The 22,884-nt window shown below is 47.6% G+C and carries 22 protein-coding genes; 13 read left to right on the top strand and 9 right to left on the bottom strand.

What is annotated here, in order from left to right:
- Nucleotides 1-45: 45 nt before the first annotated feature.
- Nucleotides 46-783, bottom strand: a complete 738-nt coding sequence (locus SWOL_RS12770; protein WP_011641837.1) for a type II toxin-antitoxin system prevent-host-death family antitoxin — start codon at nucleotides 781-783, stop codon at nucleotides 46-48.
- Between the two features lie 314 nt (nucleotides 784-1,097).
- On the opposite strand from SWOL_RS12770, the gene SWOL_RS12765 reads away from it, so the two are divergent.
- From SWOL_RS12765 to SWOL_RS12735, 8 genes are all read left to right on the top strand, one after another.
- Complete coding sequence (locus SWOL_RS12765) at nucleotides 1,098-2,318, top strand: transposase (RefSeq protein ID WP_011639960.1); 1,221 nt, start codon at nucleotides 1,098-1,100, stop codon at nucleotides 2,316-2,318.
- Nucleotides 2,319-2,542: 224 nt separating this feature from the next.
- Nucleotides 2,543-2,857, top strand: coding sequence for a YbjQ family protein (locus SWOL_RS12760; RefSeq protein WP_011641836.1), 315 nt, complete (start codon nucleotides 2,543-2,545; stop codon nucleotides 2,855-2,857).
- Between the two features lie 135 nt (nucleotides 2,858-2,992).
- Nucleotides 2,993-3,127 carry a CD1871A family CXXC motif-containing protein gene (locus SWOL_RS14480; RefSeq protein WP_235811062.1) on the top strand — a complete coding sequence of 45 codons (135 nt, stop codon included), beginning with the start codon at nucleotides 2,993-2,995 and terminating at the stop codon, nucleotides 3,125-3,127.
- Nucleotides 3,128-3,653: 526 nt separating this feature from the next.
- Nucleotides 3,654-4,985: a group II intron reverse transcriptase/maturase gene (gene ltrA / locus SWOL_RS12755; RefSeq protein WP_011639611.1), complete on the top strand. Its 1,332-nt coding sequence runs from the start codon at nucleotides 3,654-3,656 to the stop codon at nucleotides 4,983-4,985.
- Nucleotides 4,986-5,402: 417 nt separating this feature from the next.
- On the top strand, nucleotides 5,403-6,248 hold the full coding sequence (locus tag SWOL_RS12750) for a 4Fe-4S binding protein (RefSeq protein WP_011641835.1): 846 nt from the start codon (nucleotides 5,403-5,405) through the stop codon (nucleotides 6,246-6,248).
- A gap of 168 nt (nucleotides 6,249-6,416) precedes the next feature.
- Entirely contained in the window at nucleotides 6,417-6,674 is a 258-nt protein-coding gene (locus tag SWOL_RS12745; RefSeq protein WP_041427604.1) for a hypothetical protein, read from the top strand.
- Nucleotides 6,675-6,683: 9 nt separating this feature from the next.
- Complete coding sequence (locus SWOL_RS12740; RefSeq protein ID WP_011641833.1) at nucleotides 6,684-6,980, top strand: peroxiredoxin family protein; 297 nt, start codon at nucleotides 6,684-6,686, stop codon at nucleotides 6,978-6,980.
- 151 nt (nucleotides 6,981-7,131) lie between these two features.
- Nucleotides 7,132-8,901, top strand: coding sequence for a glutamine--tRNA ligase/YqeY domain fusion protein (locus SWOL_RS12735; RefSeq protein WP_011641832.1), 1,770 nt, complete (start codon nucleotides 7,132-7,134; stop codon nucleotides 8,899-8,901).
- A gap of 129 nt (nucleotides 8,902-9,030) precedes the next feature.
- Here SWOL_RS12735 and SWOL_RS12730 read toward each other — a convergent pair whose 3' ends face one another.
- The 3 genes from SWOL_RS12730 to SWOL_RS12720 are packed head-to-tail and all read right to left on the bottom strand — an operon-like array spanning nucleotide 9,031 to nucleotide 12,219.
- Nucleotides 9,031-10,215, bottom strand: a complete 1,185-nt coding sequence (locus tag SWOL_RS12730; protein ID WP_011641831.1) for an ABC transporter permease — start codon at nucleotides 10,213-10,215, stop codon at nucleotides 9,031-9,033.
- Complete coding sequence (locus SWOL_RS12725) at nucleotides 10,212-10,946, bottom strand: ABC transporter ATP-binding protein (RefSeq protein ID WP_011641830.1); 735 nt, start codon at nucleotides 10,944-10,946, stop codon at nucleotides 10,212-10,214. The genes SWOL_RS12730 and SWOL_RS12725 overlap by 4 nt, the downstream gene beginning before the upstream one ends.
- Nucleotides 10,939-12,219 carry an efflux RND transporter periplasmic adaptor subunit gene (locus tag SWOL_RS12720; RefSeq protein WP_242649340.1) on the bottom strand — a complete coding sequence of 427 codons (1,281 nt, stop codon included), beginning with the start codon at nucleotides 12,217-12,219 and terminating at the stop codon, nucleotides 10,939-10,941. Before SWOL_RS12720 ends, SWOL_RS12725 begins: the two co-directional genes overlap by 8 nt.
- A gap of 319 nt (nucleotides 12,220-12,538) precedes the next feature.
- On the opposite strand from SWOL_RS12720, the gene SWOL_RS12715 reads away from it, so the two are divergent.
- The 5 genes from SWOL_RS12715 (at nucleotide 12,539) to SWOL_RS12695 (ending at nucleotide 18,272) form a co-directional block, all read left to right on the top strand.
- Nucleotides 12,539-12,757, top strand: coding sequence for a hypothetical protein (locus tag SWOL_RS12715; protein ID WP_011641828.1), 219 nt, complete (start codon nucleotides 12,539-12,541; stop codon nucleotides 12,755-12,757).
- Between the two features lie 18 nt (nucleotides 12,758-12,775).
- Nucleotides 12,776-13,609 (top strand): amino acid kinase family protein, encoded by an 834-nt coding sequence (locus SWOL_RS12710; RefSeq protein ID WP_011641827.1) that lies wholly within the window; start codon nucleotides 12,776-12,778, stop codon nucleotides 13,607-13,609.
- A 435-nt stretch (nucleotides 13,610-14,044) separates the two neighbouring features.
- Nucleotides 14,045-15,502 (top strand): cardiolipin synthase, encoded by a 1,458-nt coding sequence (cls, locus tag SWOL_RS12705; RefSeq protein ID WP_011641826.1) that lies wholly within the window; start codon nucleotides 14,045-14,047, stop codon nucleotides 15,500-15,502.
- A 152-nt stretch (nucleotides 15,503-15,654) separates the two neighbouring features.
- The gene (locus SWOL_RS12700; protein WP_011641825.1) at nucleotides 15,655-16,359 is read left to right on the top strand and encodes a carbonic anhydrase; all 705 of its coding nucleotides are present in this window, start codon (nucleotides 15,655-15,657) and stop codon (nucleotides 16,357-16,359) included.
- A gap of 371 nt (nucleotides 16,360-16,730) precedes the next feature.
- The gene (locus tag SWOL_RS12695) at nucleotides 16,731-18,272 is read left to right on the top strand and encodes an IS1182-like element ISSwo3 family transposase (RefSeq protein ID WP_011641824.1); all 1,542 of its coding nucleotides are present in this window, start codon (nucleotides 16,731-16,733) and stop codon (nucleotides 18,270-18,272) included.
- Here the strand turns inward: SWOL_RS12695 and SWOL_RS13810 are convergent.
- The 5 genes from SWOL_RS13810 to SWOL_RS12670 are packed head-to-tail and all read right to left on the bottom strand — an operon-like array spanning nucleotide 18,222 to nucleotide 22,859.
- Complete coding sequence (locus SWOL_RS13810; protein WP_011641823.1) at nucleotides 18,222-18,863, bottom strand: TetR/AcrR family transcriptional regulator; 642 nt, start codon at nucleotides 18,861-18,863, stop codon at nucleotides 18,222-18,224. The genes SWOL_RS12695 and SWOL_RS13810 overlap by 51 nt on opposite strands.
- A 58-nt stretch (nucleotides 18,864-18,921) precedes the next feature.
- Nucleotides 18,922-20,031 carry an ABC transporter permease gene (locus SWOL_RS12685; RefSeq protein WP_011641822.1) on the bottom strand — a complete coding sequence of 370 codons (1,110 nt, stop codon included), beginning with the start codon at nucleotides 20,029-20,031 and terminating at the stop codon, nucleotides 18,922-18,924.
- Nucleotides 20,006-20,950, bottom strand: coding sequence for an ABC transporter ATP-binding protein (locus SWOL_RS12680; protein ID WP_011641821.1), 945 nt, complete (start codon nucleotides 20,948-20,950; stop codon nucleotides 20,006-20,008). Before SWOL_RS12680 ends, SWOL_RS12685 begins: the two co-directional genes overlap by 26 nt.
- Nucleotides 20,950-21,867, bottom strand: coding sequence for an ABC transporter ATP-binding protein (locus tag SWOL_RS12675; protein ID WP_011641820.1), 918 nt, complete (start codon nucleotides 21,865-21,867; stop codon nucleotides 20,950-20,952). The genes SWOL_RS12680 and SWOL_RS12675 overlap by 1 nt, the downstream gene beginning before the upstream one ends.
- Nucleotides 21,864-22,859, bottom strand: coding sequence for an HlyD family secretion protein (locus tag SWOL_RS12670; RefSeq protein WP_011641819.1), 996 nt, complete (start codon nucleotides 22,857-22,859; stop codon nucleotides 21,864-21,866). Before SWOL_RS12670 ends, SWOL_RS12675 begins: the two co-directional genes overlap by 4 nt.
- Nucleotides 22,860-22,884: the final 25 nt, after the last annotated feature.

The following is a 22,884-nucleotide window of genomic DNA, read 5'->3' as shown; positions in this document are numbered from 1 at the left end:
CATTTTAGGGGACGGTACATTTGTATCGTTTAGCCAGGAATAAGCTTATTTCAGGATTTGGTCGAGCTCGGCTGATAATCCTGGGAATATAAATGATTGCACGGTTTCGGATTTCCGGTAGGTGATGTTGTCAATGATATTTTGGTCTTCGAATAGATAAACGCTTAGCTCTTTGTTTAACGGGTTTACGATCCAGTACTCCCTCACCCCGCAGTACATGTAAAGGTCGAGCTTTTTTATCAAATCCTTGCTGCGGGTTCCGACCGACAATATTTCCACCACCAGGGAAGGAACCCCCATGTAATAGTCGTTTTCATTCAGGTTTTCCTCCAGGTCGCAGATTACCATGATATCGGGCTGGACAACATTGATATTTTCCGGGTTTCGCCGAAGGGTGATGTCATAAGGGGCGACCATAGGGGTGCACTTTTTCCCCTGAAACCAGTTGTAAAAAAGACCAAAGAGTTCGACCAAAGCCCTCTGATGCGTGGTTTTAGGCGAGGCCAGCAGGTAGATTTCACCGTCGATGTATTCGTATCTTTCTTCGGAATTCTGACTCAGTTCCAAAAACTCCTCGTAGGAAGCCTTTCTCCCGCCATAGCGGTATGCTTCGGCCTCTTCTCTTATGGTAGCAGATTCCGTATCGTTCTCTGCCGGCACATGGCTTAAGGCCGATAATTTTGCTATTTCCGTACCGTTGCGGGTAATGATGATCTCTTCCCGGGCCGCCAGCATCAGGTATTTTCCGAAGTTATTCTGTAGTTCCGTTGAATTGACTTTCACCTGGTTCACCTCCTTTATTAGCTAGTTTAGCTAAATTAGCTAATATGAATATAGCTTATGGAGGGAGGCGCGTCAAGCAGCTTATTCATCGCTAGCATCATACCCGGTCTGCAAAGTCACAAATAATATTTTGAAAGTAAAATATTTGCCTTCAGGATAATATACAACCCTTTTGTCAAAGGTATTTGAGACTTTTGCACATTAGTTAAGACCCAAAATAATGGGGTTTGAGTCGTACAGAAAAAGGACTTCACCCCCATTTTGCCGAATTAATAAGTGACAAAACAAATAACCCGTAGGAGGCGAAGTCACTTATGAATATTCGACAGAACTGTATTTTCTCCTTTGAAGACGCATTAAAAATACAACCGAAATCAAGGCTTGAGAAAATAATTAACACCCTTGATCTAAAACCAGTTCTTTGCAAATTAGATAAACCTGGCGAGATAAGAGTTGGACCAAAACCATACCCAGCCTATGCGATGTTAAATGCCCTGATAGCTATGAGACTAGAGAACATGGGTACCTTTACTCAACTGGTTGAACGACTTACTTATGATCCTCATCTACGGTATGTTTGCGGTTTTGAACCATTTGGTACCGCGCCTAGCAAATCATGTTTTAGCCGGTTTTATTCAAAACTTGCTCAGAGCGGTTGTTTAGAAACATTGTTTACTTCCCTGGTTAAACAAGCAGAGGAAATGGGCCTTCTTGATCTTAGTTCAGTAGCAATTGACGCTACCAAGGTAGAAGCTTATGAAAAGTCCGTTCCCCGCAAGAATATCATCCAGGATGGTAATGCCGCTGATTGGGGTATTAAGAGTGATACCAACGGCAACCCTATCAAGTGGTTTGGCTACAAGCTCCATATTGGCACCGATGTAAGGTCCGGGCTTCCCATAGCAATGAAGGTAACGCCGGCCAATTGTTCTGATTCCAGTGTAGCTTTGGAGTTGGTTGAGAAATGTTGTGCCAATACTCAGTCCAAAATAGTTTACTTCCTGATGGATGCTGGCTATGACCACCGTGAAATATATTCTGTAATCAGAGATAAATACCACGCCCAAGCTATCATTGCCCTGAATAAGCGGGGTGCTAAACAACCTCCAGAAGGTTTTGATTGGGATGGAACTCCCATCTGTTCTGCTAGGTATCGGATGGTGTACTGGGGTTCCTATCAGGGAGTAAACAAGTTTAGATGTCCTCATATTATGGGTAAATGCGACTGTCCTTTTGGCTCCGCCTGGTGTTCTGATAGCAACTATGGAATGGTGGTAAAAACTAAAGTTAAAGACGATCCCAGGTTATTTTCAAGTCCCCACCGGGGCTCTGCTAACTGGCAGAAGCAATATAATTTGAGAACCTACTCAGAACGCTGTTTCAGCCGTTTTAAGGAAAACTTGGGTTTAGAAGACGGGCTAAACGTTAGAAAAATAACTAAGGTTGAAACCCACGCTTATCTCTGCGCTATAACTATGATTGCAGCTGTAATAGCAATAAACCAAGACAGCAGTACTAGATCATCAGCAGCATAATATTTTATCAGTTTTTTAAGAACTATCCCTTTAAAGGGAGGAGTATGCCCAATTACTGAAATTATTTATTAACGAATGTAACTAGATTGACTAACTGTAATTTACTGTAAAGCGGTGGCGCTGTGTTACTCAAATATTTGCTTTTGCTATACGGATTTTTTTGAGTTATGCAAAAGTCTCATTTATGATAATATGGGAGTAATTCAGGAAGGAGGCAGAGAGCGATGATTATGACCACAACCCCGAACATCGAAGGGCAAAGGATAATTGAATACCTGGGCCTGGTAAATGGAGAAGCGATCATGGGAGCCAATGTAGTCCGGGACATCTTTGCCAGTATTACAGATATTGTTGGAGGACGCTCCGGAGCTTATGAGAGCAAGCTGGGCGATGCGCGCCGCATTGCCATAGGGGAGATGCAGGAACAGGCACGCCGCCTGGGGGCCAATGCGGTGGTTGGAATTGACATTGATTACGAGGTTATTCGCGATGGGATGTTGATGGTGGCCGCCAGTGGAACCGCAGTAAAGACGGCTTAAACGAGATGCCCGTGGGGGCAATGCCATGGGATCAAGGAAAAGAAATATTCTTAGAAAGTGCTGCTATGTTGAAGAGCATAGAGCATAGGATAAGAAATATTGAGAATAGGGAATTCTCAGTATGGGGGAATGAGCTTGAGCCATAGAAAAGTGACCCAATCACTAATCTTCGCCGGTCTTGTGGCTCTGATTTACGGGCTCTGGCGCGGCGAAGCGGGACAGGTTTTCCTTAAAGGGGCCCGCATCTGCCTGGAATGTATCGGCCTGTAATAAATACAAGCCGGTGCCAGGCAGTGCGGCCGAGCTAGGCTGCATCATATAACGGGTGGGAATCCCGTCCGGTAAGGTTAGCCAACCGCCGGTAATTAGTCTTGGAGGGCAGAGGGTAACCGCTGTCTTTAAGCGTAGACAAACAAGCAAACGGGCCGAAAGCAGTAGCTGAAGGTGTTGAGCCCCGAAATACCGAACATGGGAAGGCAGATGCTATTGCCTGAGCAGAATGCAACATCCTGGAAGTCGATAAGGCTAGACGACAGGACTTCCCCGGGGTCGGAGGCCTCGGCACGTTTGACATCGTTATGATGTAGTAACTCGGGAGATCCTATTTTCTCTTCTCCAGCCACGGAGGAGTATGACCGACAAGTGATAATAAGCGAGGGAGTCAAATGGGAAATAGGAAGTCGGATCATTGCGTAATACTGATGATAACGGGTAATGCCGGAGGAGGGAAGGCAATGACACAATGGAGCCCTTACAGGGGACACATTTACCACACCGGAGGTGGAGACAAAGTTAAATGGAAACAGGACTTGTAAGGATAGCAGAGATAGCTAGACAGAACCCGAAAGAACGATTCACAGCCTTGATACATCATATCAATCATGAAACACTGAAAGAGTGTCATCTAGAGATCAGTGGATCAAAGGCAAGTGGAGTAGATCAGGTGACAAAACAAGCGTACGAGGAAAATCTTGAAGCCAACATAGCAGACCTGATCGGAAGAATGAAGCGGCAGGCGTATAAACCCCAGCCAGTGCGAAGGGTATATATCCCTAAAGAAGGCAGCAACAAAAGGCGGCCCCTGGGAATACCTAGTTATGAGGATAAACTAGTGCAGAAAGGACTTGCAAGGATACTCAATACAATCTATGAGCAAGATTTTCTGGACTGTTCCTTTGGATTCAGACCTGGCAGAGGCTGTCACGATGCATTAAAGGTACTAAATCACATCATTGAGAGAAAGAAAGTAAACTATATAGTCGATGCAGACATCCGCGGCTTCTTCGATCACGTCGATCATGAATGGATGATGAAATTCTTAGAATTGCGCATAGCTGACCCTAATTTACTGCGCCTGATTAAAAGGTTTCTTAAAGCAGGGGTAATGGAAGCAGGAATCGTGTACGACACACCTAAAGGAACACCACAGGGTGGTATAGTATCACCAATACTTGCGAATATATATTTACATTATGTGCTGGATCTATGGTTTGAAAAGGTAGTAAAGAAAAGGTGTCAAGGTGAAGCATACTTGGTAAGATATGCCGATGATTTTGTGTGCTGTTTTCAGAACAAAAGCGATGCGGAATGGTTCTATGCGAACCTGCGGGAAAGACTGAACAAGTTCAATCTGGAAGTAGCAGAGGAGAAAACCCGTATTATAGCTTTTGGGCGCTTTGCAGATAAAGAGAGTAAAAAGCAAGGAAGGAAGAAACCAGATACATTTGATTTCCTGGGGTTTACTCACTACTGCAGTAAAAGCAAGAAAGGCTGGTTTCGGGTAAAACGGAAAACAAGCCAAAAGAAATATCGAAGCAGTCTGCTTAAATGCAAAACATGGCTTAGGAAGCACCTAATTTCACCCACGGATTATGTAATAGAGATGTTACAAATTAAACTGCAGGGATACTACAGATATTACGGAATAACAGATAACTCCACGGCATTAAGAAACTTTTGTGACAAAGTACGAAGAATGTTATTCAAATGGTTCAACCGCCGTAGCCAGCGCAAAAGCATGAACTGGGATAAATATGTACGCTTTCTTAATAAACACCCGTTACCAAAGGGAAGAATTTATGTAGATATATATGACGTAAGGCCCGAGCTGCTGAGTTATCTAAAGTGAATGACATTGTGAGGAGCCGTGTGCGTTAATTGCGCAAGCACGGTTCTGTGAGGAGCATAATGCCAATCAGCCATGGAGCAAATATTGTGACACTCTCAGAGGAAACGGAGAGCAACAGATTAACACAAAGCGTCTCCTAAAGCTGAAAGGCATATGTTTACTCGACCTTAAGTTGTTAACTTATGGTGAAGGTGCAAGCCGTGCCAGGCACTTAAGTTGTTAACTTATGGTGAATGCATGAGCCTATGGTGAGAATGTAATCGCTATAACGAGGTGAAATATATCCCCCGCTTCTTTAAGCGGTCGGGTTCCAATCCCCCACCTCGTTGCAGCGGTGTGTTGAAACTGCTCCGCAGTTTCTTCCGATGCTTTAGAACAGAAGGATTTAGCGGGGATGGGAAGGAGCGATGCTTGCTGATGGATACCCGCCGTCTGGTGCAATGGGTCTCCGCTATTATCTCCAATGCTTATTTAAAGGGATTTGCCAGCTTGAGTATATATCAGGGAGTGGGCAAAAGAGTCTGTGTGCCGGTATTAAATTGCTATTCCTGTCCCGGTGCCCTGGGCTCTTGCCCGGTGGGGTCCATGCAATCTCTCCTGGGGGGGTATAAGCAGCAATTCTCCTTTTATGTAGCGGGGTTATTGACCGTGGTTGGTGCAGCCAGCGGGCGCCTGGCCTGTGGCTGGCTTTGTCCTTTTGGCCTGGTTCAGGAGCTACTGGCCCGGATTTCCCGGCGCAAACTGCATTTGCCAGCCTTGGCAAAGAAATTAAAATACCTGGTATTACTATTAACCATAGTGCTTCCGGTTCTGTGGGTCAATCAAGCCGGGCTGGGGAGTCCTTATTTCTGCAAGTTTCTCTGTCCGGCTGGAACATTGGAGGCTGGGCTTCCTCTGGGTTTGGGGCGGCCGGAATTGCGGGCTCTCCTGGGGAGTCTTTTCGCCTGGAAAGCGGCGGTTTTATTTTTGATTTTGTTTCTGTCTATTATATATTTTCGCCCCTTTTGCCGTAGTCTTTGCCCGCTGGGGGCTTATTATGCTTTGTTTAACCGGGTTAGCTGGTGGCGCCTGGAAATTAAACCGGAAGACTGTATTGATTGCGGTTGCTGCAGTCAGGTTTGCCCGGTAGAGATAAATGTACGAGAAGACCTGAACAGCCCGGAGTGCATCCGTTGCCTGCGCTGCAGAGACAACTGCCCAGGTCAGGCTATAAGTTTTGGCAATGGGAGAAAAGAATGGTCAGCAAGCTTTGACCGCCGGTAAGGATAAGGCGAGCGGGCGGTGATGGGTAAGGGGTAAGGAAAGGAATGCGGAAAGATCATCGGTCGTCAGGCGTTGGGATACGGAGGATGGAGGACAGAAGGCGGAAGGCAGAAAACGGAAGACTGAATGGTTATCAGGTGTATTATTTCAGATATGGGAGGTATAAGCATGAGAAATAGAATTATATCCCTCTTGACGCTTATCTTCATATTTTGTTTCTCGCTGCTATCTCTTGGCGGGTGCGGGCATTCAAGCCCAGGGCCGACCGGTGAGCAGCAGGAGGAACTGCCGAAGGATAAAGAGGGGAAGAGCCAGGAGGAAGCTCCGGCTTTCACCCTGTCTCAATTGGGGAGCGGGGAAGAGACGGATTTCCCGCTTGATTTCCAAGGGCAGAAGATTCTGCTTACATTCTTCTCGTTGGGATGACCCGGCTGTGTGGACGAAGTGTTGCAGTTGCAGCCATTAATCAAGGAGTGGAGCCAAAAAGACGACTTCCAGATGGTCCTGGTTAGTTCTGATGCAGCTGAGCATATGCAGGCTTTTCTGGAGGAGAACCCGCTGGAGGCAGTTAGCGTGTTAATGGACCCAGGGGGTGAAGCGGGCAGAATCTACCGGGTCCAGTTCCTGCCCACCAGCTTTTTGCTTAACGAAGAGGGGCAAATCGAGCAGTCCCTGGTAGGCTGGGACAGCAAAAAGGGTTGGGCCAGGCTGGAAGAATGGTTGAAAAGTTGATTGGCAGGTGAGCAGGGGATATAATTGTTAAGAGCGCTGTGAAGAAACTGCTCCGCAGTTTCTTCCAATGCTTTAAGTTAATGAGAAATATAGGGCAAGCTGTTCCGGATAGGGTAGAGCCGGGAAGCCTTTTTGAGGGAGGATGGTGCAGATGGAAGATAAAAGCAATATCAAGGAAAATAAGGAGAAGACTCCGGCGGCGGAAAATATTTCCGCCCTGCCGGTTAATTTTATCCAAAATATCATCAGCGAAGACTTGAAGGCGGGCAAGAATGGGGGCCGGGTACATACACGCTTTCCTCCCGAGCCCAACGGCTACCTCCATATCGGACATGCCAAGTCCATTTGCCTGAATTTCGGTCTGGCAGCGGCCAATGGAGGCATTACCAACCTGCGCTTTGATGATACCAACCCCAGCAAGGAAGAGCTGGAATATGTGGAATCCATACAAGAAGATGTCCGCTGGCTGGGGTTTGATTGGGAGGACCGCCTTTTCTACGCTTCCGATTACTTTGAAGACCTTTACCAGTATGCAATCGGCCTGATAAAAGCCGGCAAGGCTTATGTCTGTGATTTGAGTGCCCAGGAAATCAGAGACTACCGGGGTACGCTGACGGAAGCGGGCAAAGAAAGCCCTTACCGCAATCGTTCGCTGGAAGAAAACCTGGAGCTTTTTGCCCGTATGCGGGCGGGCGAATTCGCGGATGGTTCCCGCGTGCTTCGTGCCCGTATAGATATGGCTTCGCCCAACTTGAATATGCGCGACCCGGTACTCTACCGGATTTTGCGCGCCACCCATCATCGCAGCGGGGACGACTGGTGCATCTATCCCATGTATGATTACGCCCATCCCCTCTCCGATGCTTTTGAAAACATAACCCATTCGGTATGTACGCTGGAATTTGCCGACCATCGGCCTCTATATGACTGGGTCTTGGATGCGCTACCCTTGGAAGCATACCCGCGGAAAGTCGAGGGGCGTCCGCAGCAAATTGAATTTGCCCGTCTTAACTTGAGCTACACGGTTATGAGTAAGCGCAAGCTGCGGGAACTGGTGGAAGACGGCTATGTTGAGGGTTGGGACGACCCGCGTATGCCGACTATTTCCGGGTTACGGCGGCGGGGCTACACGGCGGAAGCTATACGCGATTTCTGCGAACGCATCGGTGTAGCCAAAAGAAACAGCATGGTGGATATCGCTCTTCTGGAACATTGCATCCGGGAGGATCTAAATGTCCGGGCACCCCGGATAATGGCCGTGCTCCGGCCATTACGGGTGATAATTGACAACTATCCCGCGGAACAGGTGGAGTGGCTAGAAACGGAGAATAACCAGGAGAACCCGGCTATGGGCAGCCGTAAAATACCCTTTTCCCGGGAAATATATATCGAGCAGGAAGACTTTATGGAAGACCCGCCGAAGAAATTCTTCCGCCTGCGGCCAGGTGGGGAGATTCGGCTGAAAAGTGCCTATATTATTAAGTGTGAAGAAGTGATAAAGGACGAAAAAACGGGGGAAATAGTCGAGCTGCACTGTAGTTATGACCCGGATTCCCGCAGCGGCGGCCCCAATAGCGGACGCAAGGTGAAAGGGACCTCGCACTGGGTATCTGCTGCTCATGCCGTGCCGGCTGAAGTCCGGCTTTACGAGCAGCTCTTTGAGCATGAAAATCCGGATGAAATAGAAGGGGATTATAAGGAACAATTTAATCCTAATTCACTAGTAAAATTGCCTGCTTGTATGCTGGAGCCCAGTATCAGGGAGGCGGCTCCGGGAAGCCGCTTCCAGTTCCTGCGCCAGGGTTATTTCTATATTGACCCCGTTGATTCCAAGGAGGGACGATTGTTTATAAACCGCATTGTTTCCCTGCGCGACTCCTGGGCCAAAGCGCAAAAAAAGCATAGAGGCGGGCACAGTTAGCCAGGAGACGCTTCTTCGACAAAAAAATAAAGAGCTCAGCAAAACCGTGGAGAGGGTGGAGCTGAGCTTAATATCTGGCAGATAACAAACCACTGTTTATGGTTTTTATGATAGATTGAGCTTTTCGAATTAATCTCTCCTCAGGGCTTCGATGGGGTCCATTTTGGAGGCTTTATTGGCCGGGTAAATGCCGAAGAACAGGCCGACCGCTACGGAAAACCCCACGGCCAGCAATACCGTCCATCCGGAAACCAGCGGCGGCCACTTGGCCAGCCGGGCTACCAGCAAAGCCCCGCCATATCCCAGAATTATGCCAATGAACCCCCCCAGGAGGCAGAGGACAATTGATTCAATGATAAATTGCACCAGGATGTCCTTGCGGCGGGCGCCCAGGGCCATTCTAATGCCTATTTCGCGGGTGCGCTCGGTTACTGATACCAGCATTATGTTCATTACCCCGATTCCCCCCACCAGCAAGGATATGCCTGCTATACAGCCGATAACAAGGGTCATAATCCCCGTAACTTTGTTAGCCGACTCCATCTCCTGTTCCAGACTGTAGGCATAGTAATGATTGGGGGCATGATGCCTTCTTTCCAGGATCTTCTTGCTCAGGTTCATGGCTGCTTCGACCTCTTCTTTGCTGCTGGCGCTGCCCTGCAATTCATGGATTACTTCCCAGCCGTTAAGCCGGCTTAAAAATGACCAGGGCAGATAGGCTATTTGCTGGGAATTAAAGCCCAGCATGGAACTGTCGCTTTTTATTACCCCCACTACTACTGCCGAATTGCTCATGAGCATTACCTTTTTACCCACCGGGTTGCCAGGCCCAAAAAGCTTTAAGGCGGTTCTTTCATCAAGCACAATAACCCTTCTGCCTACTGCCGCATCATCATCACGGATGAACCTGCCCCAGACGGTTTCCAGGTTTCTAACCTGGGCATAGTCGGCAGTGGTGCCTATCACCTGTACGGATTTATGGCCCTTGCTGCCCCTTAACTGCATCTGGCCATAGCTTGCCGGAGCCAGGTATTTCACCTGGGGGACATTTTCCTTGATAACTGTTATATCATTAATCTGCAGGTCGTCCAGGCGGAAGCTTTCACCATCCCGGTAATTTACCCAGATGCCGAACATATTGGTGCCGAATTTCTCCATTTCCTGCATCAACATGGCCCGGCCGCCCTGCCCGATGCCCACCACGGCAATTACCGCGGCAATGCCGATAACAATTCCCAGGGTGGTAAGAAAGGATCTTAGTTTATTGCTTTTTATACTCTCAATGGCGACCAGAATCAGTTCCCCGATATTCATGCCCTGCCCCCCTTTTCCCGGAGTGCCTGGATTTCGTTATGGGCATCAAGGGGCCGGGCTATTTCCTCATCGTTTATTATCAAGCCGTCAGCCATACGAAGTATGCGCCGGGAGTGCCGGGCAATGTTTAATTCGTGAGTAACCAGAACTATGGTGGTTCCCTGGCGGTTTAATTCTTGAAATATGCTCATTATCTCCAGGCCGGTCTGGCTATCCAGGGCTCCGGTAGGCTCGTCAGCCAGGATTATGGCCGGGTTGTTGATCAGAGCCCGGGCGATGGCCACCCGCTGGTTCTGCCCCCCGGACAATTCATTGGGAAAATGATGCAGCCGGTCTTCCAGGCCCAGTAGGGTCAAGACTTCCAGCGCTCTCTTCCGGCGCTCTTCGTGCTTTGTGCCTGCATAAAGCATGGATAACTCTACATTTTTCAAGGCAGTCAAACGCGGCAGGAGATTAAAAGCTTGAAAAACAAAACCGATTTTGCGATTTCTTAAGCGGGCATAGTCATCATCATTCAGGTTGGATACATCCATGCCGTCCAGCAGGTAACTCCCCTCGCTGGGACGGTCCAGCAAGCCCAGGAGATTCATCATGGTGGATTTACCCGAACCCGAAGCTCCGGTGATGGCCACGAATTCGCCGGGGGCAATATCCAGGGTGATTCCCTTTAATGCCGGTACGGTAAAGGCGCCGGTGGAATAGGTTTTGCTGAGATTATTTATCTTAATCATTTATTGCTCCTGCCGGTTTGGCCGTAACCTTCTGCCCCGCTTTTATACTGGAAGGGGGATTAATTATTACCTTATCTCCCGCCTTGAGCCCGGATATTACAATATCTTTCAGCTCATTACCCATTTTGCTTTTAATCTTGCGCTCCCGGGCCACTTCATTTTCCACCAGATAAACGCTTTTCTTGCCATCACGCTCCATAATGGCTTCGACCGGTATAGACATAACCTGTTTTTCTTGGCGCAAGCTAATGGTAAGGTCAACAGTATAGCCGATCTTGAGTCCCTCAGTTTTACCATGCAACTGGATGGTAACAGGTACATTAACCGCTTCACCGCTGTTGTTTTTCTGGATAATGGCCGCTGCTCCCACCCGGGATACCTTGCCGTGAAATTCCCGCCCCGGCAAAGCCAGGCAACTAATCCTGACCTCCTGCCCGGCTTCCAGATTGCCGGCATCGATTTCATTTACCGTCGCCGTAACTTCGAGCATATCTTCGCTGCCCAGTTCCATTACCGAGCTGCCTTCCAGTACCCGGTTGCCCTCTTTGGCATTAACGGCGATAACCACTCCATCAAAAGCAGCCACGAAAGTGGCCAGATCCAGCCGCTCTTTAGCTTGTTCCACTTCCTGCTGGGCCAACTCCACCTGCGCCTTTAAAGAAGCCTTCTCGCGGCTGGCAGCCTTCTGTTCCAGTTTGATTTTGGCTTCATTATACAGGGCCTGCGCTTTAGCTTCTTCCACCTGCGCCGCTTCCCGTTCCTCGATGTTTACAGCGCCGGCGTCATACAAGTGTTCTACGCGCTCCAGATGATTGTTAGCTTTCTGATATTGAACCTCCGCCTCTTTCAGCTTTAGCTCATCGTTTACCGCCTCCGCTTTGGCCAGTTCGGCTTCTCTGGCCGCCAGGAGAGCCAGCGAATTCTTATATTTGCGGGCCAGTTCCAGGCTGTCCAAACGCCCTAGAACCTCGCCCTTTTTAACCCGGTCTCCGGCTTTGACCTTGAGCTCCATCAAGGTGCTGTCGACCGGGGTAAAGAAGTCCTGCCGGGCAACCGCCTCCAAATGGCCGTTACTAACTACGGTCCTTTCGATATCCTCCAATTCTACGGTGGCCATCTCTACCGGCAAGGGCTGTTCTCCCCTGCTGGCCATGAATGTCCCCAGGGCAATCAATAATAGCAGAATTATAACTGTAATCCATTTTTTCCGGGTGGAGATGTTCTTGATTTTTGTTTTCCATTTCCCACCCACCCCCTCCGATAGTAATTTCACAAGCCTGACCTCCATCTGTGCTACCCGATTTTTTTATAATCATGAAGTACCCCGGTCAATTTATTCCAGGGAAAAAACGTCATATCAACGTCTTGTCTTTTTCTACGACAAATTTATGCCAAGCTTACAGGATATTTTAAAATTTTCATACGATTAAGAAAAAACCCTGCAATTTAAAAAATTATTATGAATAAAAGGGTGAACTGCCGTAAGAGGCTCGCAGAAGATAATGGGCATTGTTCATATTTTGGAGTTAGCGTACAATAAAGCTATAATGTATATACTATAGATAAATAAATTAGAAAAAGGGGAGAAAAAGATGGGAAAAGCTAAAATCTTTGTTCGTGAACGCAGAAAGGTGGAACAGGGCGAAAAGAAATCTCGTTTTAATGTGGTAGGTGTGGCGGGGACAGACCTTAAGATTTACTCTAATCATATCCGGAAAATGGAAATTGAGCAGATTGCCCGGGAAATAGACGGTGAAGTAGTCTATCTTCAGGCAGGGAAAGATGAAGAGCTGGATGATGAAGAAGATTAAAGAGGGGGCAAAGAGAATATGCCTCTAATTAGAGAAAGAGACAGTAAAAGGCTGCATGTTAAAAGCAAGCTAATGGGAGAATCCCTGGTAGGCAAGGGCTTTTTGAAGAGCCTGGAGTACGGGGAACAATTTCGGGCTTTGCCCAATGTCAATGTGGTAAAAATGGGAGGACAGAGCATAACTGACCGGGGAGCCCGGGCGGTTTTGCCGCTTATCAAGGAAATAGTTGAAAATGCCCGTAAGCACAAGATGATTATTTCTACCGGTGGAGGTACCCGCTCGCGACATGTTTATGCCATTGCTATGGAACTGGGTATGCCTACGGGGATAATCTCCAAGCTGGGACAGAGCGTATCCGAGCAAAACTCCTTGATGATTTCCACCCTCTTAAGCCCCTATGGGGGGATTAAAGTAGGTCATGACGACATCCCCAAGCTGGCCGCTTTTTTCATGCAAGGCTGCATTCCGGTTATTCACGGGATGCCCCCCTATGGCTACTGGGAGCATCTGCCCCGGGAAGGGCGTATTCCCCCCAACCGTACCGATGTGGGGGCCTATCTTTTGGCTGAGGTCATTGGGGCCAGACAGTGCATTTTTATTAAGGATGAAGAGGGACTGTTTAGCGACAACCCCAAGGTGAACAAGCAGGCCGAATTTATCCCGCGTATAGGAGCCCAGGAATTACTGAATAAAGATCTGGAGGATTTGGTTGTAGAAAGAGCAGTACTGGAGATGCTCGTTCGCTCCCAAAGCGTTAAAGAGATTCAGATAATCAATGGTTTAAAAGAGGGCAATCTTAGTCGGGCCTTAAACGGTGAACATATCGGTACAATTATTTATAAAGACATCTAAGAAATTTTCCTGTGAAAAGCAATTAAGAGCTCTGTCCTGACAGGGCTTTTTCTTTCTGATTATTCCCAGGCAGAAGGAAGGGCTACTTTTCTGTGGAAATACCTCAATATAGAAGGCTCCCGGTTTAATAACCGGCAAAAGTCGACAAGAGGGATAACGGACTTTTACCGAACATCAGTATAATCCTATGGTACAATTCCCCTATCCGCAGCATTAAATAAAAACAAAGTTCCTATTAGGGTGACAGGAAAAACCACCCATGCAAGTTATTTCAACACACCGCTGCAACGAGGCGGGGGATTAGTACCCGACGCCTGCCTTGATATAGGAACCCGACCGCTTAAAGAAGCACCCTGCAGGCACCACTGATGTTCGCTTCGCTCACTATTATGGATGCGGGGGGCATTTTTTGCCTCGTTATAAGGTGGAGGATTTATGCTTAACGCTGATTTGCTCTGGCAATTGTTGGATTATCTATATATCTTAAATATATTATTTGCTATAGGGATAATTTTTTATGAACGACGTAATCCTACTGTTACCCTGACCTGGCTGTTGGTTTTGTTTTTAATGCCGGTTCTGGGACTAATACTCTATCTCTTCCTGGGCCAGGATTTGCGTAAAAAGAAGATGTTCTATCTCAAAAAAGAAGAAGAAGAGAGCTTTTTACCTAAATTAGAGCAACAAGATCAATATTTGCATAACAATCAGATGCTTTTCTTAAACCCTCGCAGCAGTGAATACCGGGACATTATTCACCTGCACCTGAATAGCAGCCAATCCCTCTTCAGCCAGAATAATAAGGTGGATATATTCAACGATGGGCAGGAACTTTTTCAGGCTATGGCCGCAAGCATTCAACGGGCGGAAAAATATATTCACCTGGAATACTATATTATTCAGAATGATGCTACCGGCCGGAGTCTTCGGGATATTCTCAGCCGCAAAGCTGCGGAAGGAGTAGAAGTGAGGTTGCTGTATGATGGAATGGGCTGTATTCACCTGCCCCGCCGCTTTTTTCAGCCGCTTCTACAAGCAGGGGGAGAAGTTGCCAGCTTTTTACCACCATTCTTTCCTTTTGTAAATCTGCGGATGAATTATCGCAACCATAGAAAAATATGCATTATTGATGGTGAAGAAGGTTATATCGGCGGCTTTAATATCGGTGATGAATACCTGGGTCTGTCTAAAAAATATGGCTACTGGCGGGATACCCACCTGCGTATTCGCGGGACGGCCTTGGATGGCCTGCATTTACGCTTCCTCCTGGATTGGCGCTATGCTTGTGACCATGATTTTCAGTTGCGGGAAGATTTTTTCCCCCAGCGCGCCCCCCAGGGCAATACCGGGGTGCAAATCGTATCCAGCGGGCCGGATGCCAAATGGAGTTCTATAAAAGACGGCTTCCTGAAAATGATTGGCAGCGCCCGGCAAAATATCTATATACAGACTCCCTATTTTATTCCCGATGAAAGTATTCTCGCTGCCTTGAAAATTGCTGCTTTATCTGGATTGGATGTGCGTTTGATGATACCGGGCAAGGCGGATCACCTAATTGTGCATTGGGCCAACCTTTCTTATGTTGGGGAAATGCTGGAAGCAGGGGTCAGGTGTTATGCTTACTCTGAGCAAAGATTCCTGCACAGCAAGGTCATGATGGTCGATGGCTTTGTTAGCACGGTGGGGTCAGCGAACATGGATATACGCAGCTTCCATCTTAATTTTGAGGTTAATGCCTTTATTTATGACGAAAGTGTATGCCGCAACCTGCAAGCGGCTTTCTTCCGCGATATTAAGAATTCTCAGGAGATTACTATGGAAATATACCGGGCCCGGCCAGTGTACGCGCGGATGAAGGAGGCTGTTTCCCGCCTGCTCTCCCCGCTACTTTAAAGGAGTTTATTATCCATACATAGTACCCTTCGGGTATAAGTGATGCTTTCTGGTCTTAAGGTTCTCCAAGAAAAATGCCCATTGCTATCGTTTTAGTTTTATAATGAGGTATAGAATAGCTCGTAATAAATTATTCAATGGAGGTGTTGGTCTTGAGTCATCATGCAACAATTGAAGTGGACAAGGCAGCTTTGTTTAAGAGCCTGGAGCAAGGTATCCTGGCTTTTGAAAAGGGTTTTCCCCTGGAGGATTTTAAAAAGGGTAACTATGGGCAGCATCCGCTGATAACCCTTTTAACCTGTGCGGATTCCCGTATGCCGGTTAATATTTTCGGTGATATTTTTAATCGCATTTTTTCCGTGGAAAACATCGGCAACCAGGTTAAAACCAATGAAGGTTCCGTTCTTTATGGTCTTCTGCACCTGCATACCCCGTTGATGATTGTGGCCGGGCATAGCGATTGTGGAGCTATAAAGGCGGCGGAATCCAATTTCGTTGATGAGCCTATGGGTATTCGGAATGAATTATCCATAGTCAAGAATTCACTGGAAGAGGCCCGGCGTAAAAGCGGACTCAGTTTTGACGATGAGCCGGGGCTGAAGTTCAGCAAGCTGGCCGAAGTTAATGTGGATAGGCAGATAGATTATCTTTTAGCTAATTATGCCGTGGCCGATCTGGTGGAAAAAAATGAACTTTTGCTGCTGGGAGTAATGATGGATCTGCATAATATCTATGGCAATGGTTATGGAATGCTTTATACCAGCAATATCAACGGTGAGCGCAATAGCAGCATATTAAAGAGCTATTCCCATTTGGGTTTGCTGGCTGACCGCGCCCGGCGTCTGACTTCGTATTAACCCCCTTGAACAGAGCCCACAACCGCCAACGAAAATAGGGGCATTACAGGTGGCTATTTTAAACGCAGACTCCACAGGTCCGCGGGTCACAGCCAGGGATGAGGAGTGAGTTATTAGTTGTGCTTGAACAGTAAGATGTGGGAGGGAAGAACCTCACCCCCTTACCCCTCGCTTTTTAAATTAAGGAGGAGCAGTACGGCAATTTCAAACTGCCTGCTCTTTCCTTGATAGAGACGAAAAATATATCAACAGGACCGTCCGAAACCACTGAAAAAGTCCGGGAAAAGTCCGATAAAAACATAAAAAGCATACCCGCCTATAGTATAATTAAGTTAGCACAACCAAACAACACCAGAGGGGGAATGCTTTTCATGTTAGTTGAAACCACCGTTAAACAAGGCAGCTTCTACAACGTATTATACCAAATGATTCCGGATAATCACATACTCAAACGGATAGATTCCGCCATAGATCTCAGCTTTGTCAATGAACTATTGGCAGATAGATATTGCAAAAACTTTGGCAGACCAGCTAAAGAACCAGAGATGATGCTAAGAATACAAATCTTAAAATATCTATACAACCTGTCTGATGAACAATTGATACAGGATTTGAGCGTAAACCTGGCTTACAAATGGTTTGTAGGACTTAACCCCGAAGACCCATTGCCTGAAACCAGCCTACTGACCAAATTCCGTACCCAACGCTTAAAGGATATCAGCATGGATGCCATTATTACCGAAATAGTAAGGCAATGCATTGAAAGGGGCATAATCAAAGGTAGTAACGGCATCGTTATTGATACCACCCATATTGAAGCCAATACTATTAAAAAAGTACCCGAACGCATCATGAAGCAGTTGGCCAGAAACATTTTCAAGGCCATGGGGCAGGAAGAATACGAAATACCGGATTATACCCAAATAGAAGATCATGTTGCAGCCAAACAAATTATGAAAGATTATCTGGAAGACCTGATAGAACAAGTAAGCAAAGAAAGCTCCGAGGAAGTCATCCAGGCAGTCCAGGAAGCCCAGGAAATCTTAGAAAGCGATCTGTTCATAGAACAAAAAGGCATCCGTTCCCTGGTAGACAAAGATGCCCGAGTAGGCCACAAAACCAAGACCCAAAACTTCTATGGTTACAAGGCAGAAATATGCCAAACTACCAATGGCAGTTTAATAACTAGCATTACCATAGAACCCGGTTCCTATGTTGATGGCAGCAATTTCAAAGAGCATCTTGAAGAAACCCAAAAATCCGGATTGACCGTAACCGGAGTATATGGCGACAAAGCTTATTTCCGTCCCGACATCCTTAACCTGATCAAGGAAAATCAAGCAACATCATATATACCGGTAAGCGCTAGTGCTTACAAAATTGATGAAAAGCTATTTAGTTATAACAAGGACAGTGACCAATGGTTTTGTGTAATGGGAAATGAAACGGTGAAAATAAAATCCAAGACCCGTGAACGGAACGGCAAAAAACAAAAGTACCTGGATTACACTTTTGAACGTGAGTTCTGTCGCAATTGTCCTCGACGAAGTGAATGCATAGGTAAAAGTAAGCGTATAGCCAAGTTAATGACCATCAGCATAAATACCCCTGAGTTGTATGAATACAGCCAAAGAGCTAAAACCTCGGATTTCGTTGAGGAATACCGAAAGCGAGCGAAGATCGAACCCAAGAATGCAGAACTAAAAAGATTCCACGGATTGGACCGGGCCAAAGGCTACGGTCTACGAAGTATCCGCATTCAGGCCAAACTAACAGCCCTATCGGTAAATTTAAAGCGGATAGCCAAGCTGGTATCCGCCTTAAAGGGTTTACATGTTCTCATTTTGAAGTTATTATCTCCGTTAGTGGTTAACCGACCAGATTGTGACTGGGTAGCCGCCCAGGCGGCTTAAAAAGGATACTTTTTCAGTGGTTTCGGACCGTCCCTGTGATATGCTTGACAAAAAGAGCTGGCTTAAATCTTTAGCAGCTTTTTCGAAGCTTAGCCCGTTTTCCAGCAGAAAGTCCGGGTTTAAAACCGCTTGAATGGATGTGCTTATTACGGTAACCAGTATGAGCGGATCGCAATCCAGCAGGAACTCGGTACCCTCCTTTTGACTTATGGCACTAATAACCGCCTGCACTCGTTCCAGGCGGAAGCGGTCGATTTTTTGCCAGAGATGGGGGTAATATTGCCGCAGGTCATTTAGCCCGCTGGTACTGATGATAAAATGGCCGTGCTTAAAGAGATAATTTAGAATGTAATTAGAAATATTTATGGGGTCGCTTTCCACCGCCAGGATATGGTCGGCTGCAGCCGCCACTTCAACCAGGAAGCGGTTTACAGCGGCCTCAATTATTTCATCCTTACTGCGAAAGTAACGGTAGATAGTTCTTTTGCTTATTCCCGCTTGGTTCGCCAGTTCATCTACGGTGAATCCATGCAGGCCCCGCAGCCGGGCCAGCTCAAGACAGGCATTACAAATCCGTTCCTCCATATCCATAATTATCTCGCCTCCTTCCTGCCAGGCATAAATTTCGTTTATTCTTGTATCCGCTTGTTCAAGCTATTTTTTTCTTAAACTTCAGGGTGCTTATCCCCAGAAACAGCAGGCTGAAGACCAGCAATGCGGCAACTTGACCCAAGAGGTATTGAAAACCTATACCTTTGAGGACTATCCCTCTGATTATGTCCAGGTAATAGGTCAAAGGGATTATGTCGCTGATATAGTAGCTTATCCGGGGCATGGCCTCACGGGGGAACATAAAGCCGGACAAGAGTATGCTGGGCAGCATGACAAAGAAAGACATCTGGAACGCCTGCATCTGGTTTTTGGCTATATTGGAAATCATGAGGCCCAGGCCCAGGGAAGCAGTGATAAAAAACAGGGTAAGAAGATAAAGCTCTAAAAGGCTGCCGCGGATAGGAACCTGGAAGAAGAGCGCCCCTACCAGCAAAGCCACCGTAATCTGAATGTAACCCAGGGCAATATAGGGAATTATCTTGCCCAGCATTAACTCATAAGGGCGCAGGGGAGTTACTATCAGTTGCTCCAGAGTACCCCTTTCCCGCTCGCGGACAATGGCTACAGCTGTGATAATAACCATGGTCATGGTTACGATTATACCCAGTATGGCCGGTACCATATAATAAGCGGTAACCCCGTCCGGGTTGTACCAGGGGCGTACGCGTATATCATAAGGGGGGGCATCCAGATTCATTTTCTGGAACAGTAGTTGCTGTGACTTGATTAAGCCGATGGAATTGGCTATGGCTATAGCCTGATTGGCCACCATATTATCGCTGGCATCCACTATCACCTGTACCGGGGCACTTTCTCCACGCTGGAGCTGCCGGGCAAAGTCGGGAGGGAAAATTATTCCGACTCGGGCCTGGCCGCTGTCGATGCTTTGAGTTACCGCGTCATAGCTCAGGGCGACTTCGTTGAGGTCAAAGTAGCCGGAGGCGGAAAAAGCGTTTAAAAGCTCCCGGCTTTCCGGGGAAAGAGACTGGTCGAAGACCACCGTCGATATGTGCTTGACATCGGTTTGGATAGCATAGCCAAAAAGGAGCAACTGGATCAAAGGAATCATGAATATCAGGGCCAGGGTCATCCGGTCTCTTTTCATCTGGATAAATTCTTTTTTAATTACGGCAAAAATCCGGCTCATCATTTTCCTCCCGCTCTTTTTTTCGGGCTAGGGCAACAAAAACATCATCCAAAGAAGGGGTTATAGGTAGGGGCTGGATGCCGGTGGCTTCCTCCAGGAGAGCTGCTGCCTCGTAGCTCTCTACCAGCACATGCAAGCGCAAGCCGTAAACCGAGCATTCCTTCACATAAGGAAGACTCTGGATAAAGGCGCTTTGCTGCAGAGGGTCGGGAAGCTCAATTTCCAGCAATACTCCCTCTATAACACTGTTCTTTAATCGATCAGGGCTATCCAAAGCCAGCAAGCGGCCCTGGTTGAAAAAGGCTATCCGGTCACAACGCTCAGCCTCGTCCATAAAATGGGTGCTGACGATTACCGTAGTTCCGCCGGCGGCCAGTTCCTGGATAAGGTTAAAAAAGGCCCGGCGGCTAGAGGGACTGACCCCGCTGGTAGGCTCATCCAGAAAGAGCAGGTCGGGTTCCGATATGATAGCGGAACCCAGGGCCAGGCGCTGTCGAAATCCGGGGCTCAAGGTGGCCACCAGCTGTTTTTCCCGCTCTTGCAAACCGGCCAGAGCTATCATCTCGTCCACTTTTTGGCGCCGCTCCCGGTAGGGAATGCGGTAAAGCCCGGCGAAAAAGTCGAGATTCTCCCGTACGGTCAAATCATCATAGAGGCTAAACTTTTGGGACATATAACCAATACGGGTTTTTATTTTTTCACTTTCAGTTTTCAAATCATAACCTAAAACCCGGCCACTACCGGAACTGGGTTCCAGGATTCCGCAGAGCAAGCGTATGCTGGTGGATTTCCCGGCGCCGTTGGGCCCCAGAAAGCCGCAAACTTCACCACTGCGGATTTGCAGGTTTACCCGATCAACTGCGGTAAACTCTCCGAATTTCCGGCTCAAATCCCAGGTTTCAACCGGCAGATCCGGCATCAGACTTCACCTCCCGCAAAGCCTTTTGCTTCAGCCAGGAAAACAAACAGCTCTTCCATGGAAGGGGCTGCCTCCACAATGGACTCCGGCTCCAGACCCTGGGAAAGCAACAATTCTTCCAGCCGGTGGCGGGAATTCTCCACTTCTTTAACTACCAGGCGGTACTTATAACCATAGAAGGAGGCATCCAATATTCCGGGAAGAGAATCAAAAAAATGAGGATCTCTAAGGGGGGCTCTTAGTTCCAAAATGCGAAAAGGGAAACTCAGCTTAATTTCTGCCGGTGGAGCTACTACCTCCAGGCGGCCTTCATTGATAAAAGCTACTTGATGGCAGAGTTCAGCTTCATCCATATAAGGAGTTGAGAGCAGTATCGTCATCCCCCCACGATTCAGATCATAGAGTATCTGCCAGAATTCCTGCCGGGATTGGGGATCTACCCCGTAAGTTGGTTCATCCAGAACCAGGATTTGTGGCCGGGTAATCAAGGCACAGCTCAAGGCCAGTTTTTGTTTCATGCCCCCGGAAAGCTGTTCTCCCAGACGCTGTTCAAAACCAGCCAGGCCAGTGCGTTCCAAAATCTCTTCTGCCCGTTCTCTGATCAAGCTCTTATGCAGCCCATAGAGAGAAGCGAAAAAATCTATGTTCTCCATTACGCTCAAGTCCCCGTAAAGGCTGAATCTCTGCGGCATGTAGCCCAGGTCTTGGCGTTCAATTTTCTCCGGGGGAAGACCCATAAGCTGCACTGCGCCCGAATCAGGAGTGATCAGGCCGCAGATCATACGCAATAGAGTGGTCTTGCCGGCCCCATCCGGTCCCAGCAATCCGGTTATAGAATTTTTCTTAACCTGCAGGTTTACCCCCTTGACCGCCGGGATAGGGCCAAAGCTTTTAGTTAGTTGGTTGCAGTGAATCATGGCGTCATCTCCTGCCAAATAATATCGGCTGGCATACCCGGTTTGAGAATGCCGTTCGGGTTGCTCGTTACAGCAATCTTCACCGGGAAGACTACATTGGCGCGCTCTTTTTTGGTCTGAATGCTCTTAGGGGTAAATTCCCCCCGGGAAGATATTTCTTTAACTACTCCGGAAAAGACCTGCTCGCAACCACTCACGCTGATATTTACCTTCTGCCCCAATTTAATCCGGGGCAGTTCATCGGTGGGAATATAAACTTTTATCCACAGGTGATGCAAATCTGCCAGAGTGGCTAGGGTAGCTCCCATGGTGACAAACTCACCTTCTTCAAAATTCTTACTGATCAAGGTTCCCTCCAAGGGAGACAGCAATTTGAGGTCATCCAGCAAGGCTTCGCTGCTTTTCAATACCGCTTTACTGCGCTCCAGTTCCGCAGCGGCAGCTGATATGGCTCCCGGTCGGCTGCCCGATTCCAGAAGGCTTAACCTGGCTTCAGCTGCGGTAAGCTCGTTTTTCCTAAGCTCGCTGTTTAAACGGCTCTGCTCCAATTTTTCCTCGGCAATGGCTCCTTCGGCAAAAAGCTCTTGCATACGCTCCAATTCTCGCTCCGCTTGTTCATAGGTACTTCCGGCCATATTTACCCGGGCCAGGGCTTCTTTTATTTCCTGGGAACGCGCTCCGGATACCAGGTCATCCAGCCGTGCCTGTGCCGCCAATACTCCCAGGGCATCCCTTTCTTTCTGAGCCAGCAGATCATGGCGACTCAGTTCTGCTACCAATTGTCTAGCCTCGACCGAGTCTCCCGCCTGGGCTTTAAAGCTCTTTATAGTGCCGCTGACCCGGGCTTTCAATTCCACGCTGGTAGCCTCAATGGTTCCTGTAGCCTGAAGACTTGGTTTGTTTTCGCCCCAGTAATTCTGGTATAAGAGAAAAAGGCAAAGACCCAGAATAGTTAGGAGCAGGAGCAAGACGATAATATTTTTGCGCTTCATCAACACACCTCCGGTAGACCAAATG

Source organism: Syntrophomonas wolfei subsp. wolfei str. Goettingen G311 (genome assembly GCF_000014725.1).
GTDB classification, from domain to species: domain Bacteria; phylum Bacillota; class Syntrophomonadia; order Syntrophomonadales; family Syntrophomonadaceae; genus Syntrophomonas; species Syntrophomonas wolfei.
The sequence above is the reverse complement of the archived record's forward strand: the minus strand, read 5'-3'. Positions and strand labels throughout refer to the sequence as shown.

Bases quoted from the DNA above. Each gene is read 5' to 3' on its own strand.
- SWOL_RS12765 (WP_011639960.1), top strand. From the start codon at position 1,098: ATGAATATTCGACAGAACTGTATTTTCTCCTTTGAAGACGCATTAAAA.
- SWOL_RS12760 (WP_011641836.1), top strand. From the start codon at position 2,543: ATGATTATGACCACAACCCCGAACATCGAAGGGCAAAGGATAATTGAA.
- ltrA (WP_011639611.1), top strand. From the start codon at position 3,654: ATGGAAACAGGACTTGTAAGGATAGCAGAGATAGCTAGACAGAACCCG.
- SWOL_RS12750 (WP_011641835.1), top strand. From the start codon at position 5,403: ATGGATACCCGCCGTCTGGTGCAATGGGTCTCCGCTATTATCTCCAAT.
- SWOL_RS12745 (WP_041427604.1), top strand. From the start codon at position 6,417: ATGAGAAATAGAATTATATCCCTCTTGACGCTTATCTTCATATTTTGT.
- SWOL_RS12735 (WP_011641832.1), top strand. From the start codon at position 7,132: ATGGAAGATAAAAGCAATATCAAGGAAAATAAGGAGAAGACTCCGGCG.
- SWOL_RS12730 (WP_011641831.1), bottom strand. From the start codon at position 10,215: ATGAATATCGGGGAACTGATTCTGGTCGCCATTGAGAGTATAAAAAGC.
- SWOL_RS12725 (WP_011641830.1), bottom strand. From the start codon at position 10,946: ATGATTAAGATAAATAATCTCAGCAAAACCTATTCCACCGGCGCCTTT.
- SWOL_RS12715 (WP_011641828.1), top strand. From the start codon at position 12,539: ATGGGAAAAGCTAAAATCTTTGTTCGTGAACGCAGAAAGGTGGAACAG.
- SWOL_RS12710 (WP_011641827.1), top strand. From the start codon at position 12,776: ATGCCTCTAATTAGAGAAAGAGACAGTAAAAGGCTGCATGTTAAAAGC.
- cls (WP_011641826.1), top strand. From the start codon at position 14,045: ATGCTTAACGCTGATTTGCTCTGGCAATTGTTGGATTATCTATATATC.
- SWOL_RS12695 (WP_011641824.1), top strand. From the start codon at position 16,731: ATGTTAGTTGAAACCACCGTTAAACAAGGCAGCTTCTACAACGTATTA.
- SWOL_RS13810 (WP_011641823.1), bottom strand. From the start codon at position 18,863: ATGGATATGGAGGAACGGATTTGTAATGCCTGTCTTGAGCTGGCCCGG.
- SWOL_RS12685 (WP_011641822.1), bottom strand. From the start codon at position 20,031: ATGAGCCGGATTTTTGCCGTAATTAAAAAAGAATTTATCCAGATGAAA.
- SWOL_RS12680 (WP_011641821.1), bottom strand. From the start codon at position 20,950: ATGCCGGATCTGCCGGTTGAAACCTGGGATTTGAGCCGGAAATTCGGA.
- SWOL_RS12675 (WP_011641820.1), bottom strand. From the start codon at position 21,867: ATGATTCACTGCAACCAACTAACTAAAAGCTTTGGCCCTATCCCGGCG.
- SWOL_RS12670 (WP_011641819.1), bottom strand. From the start codon at position 22,859: ATGAAGCGCAAAAATATTATCGTCTTGCTCCTGCTCCTAACTATTCTG.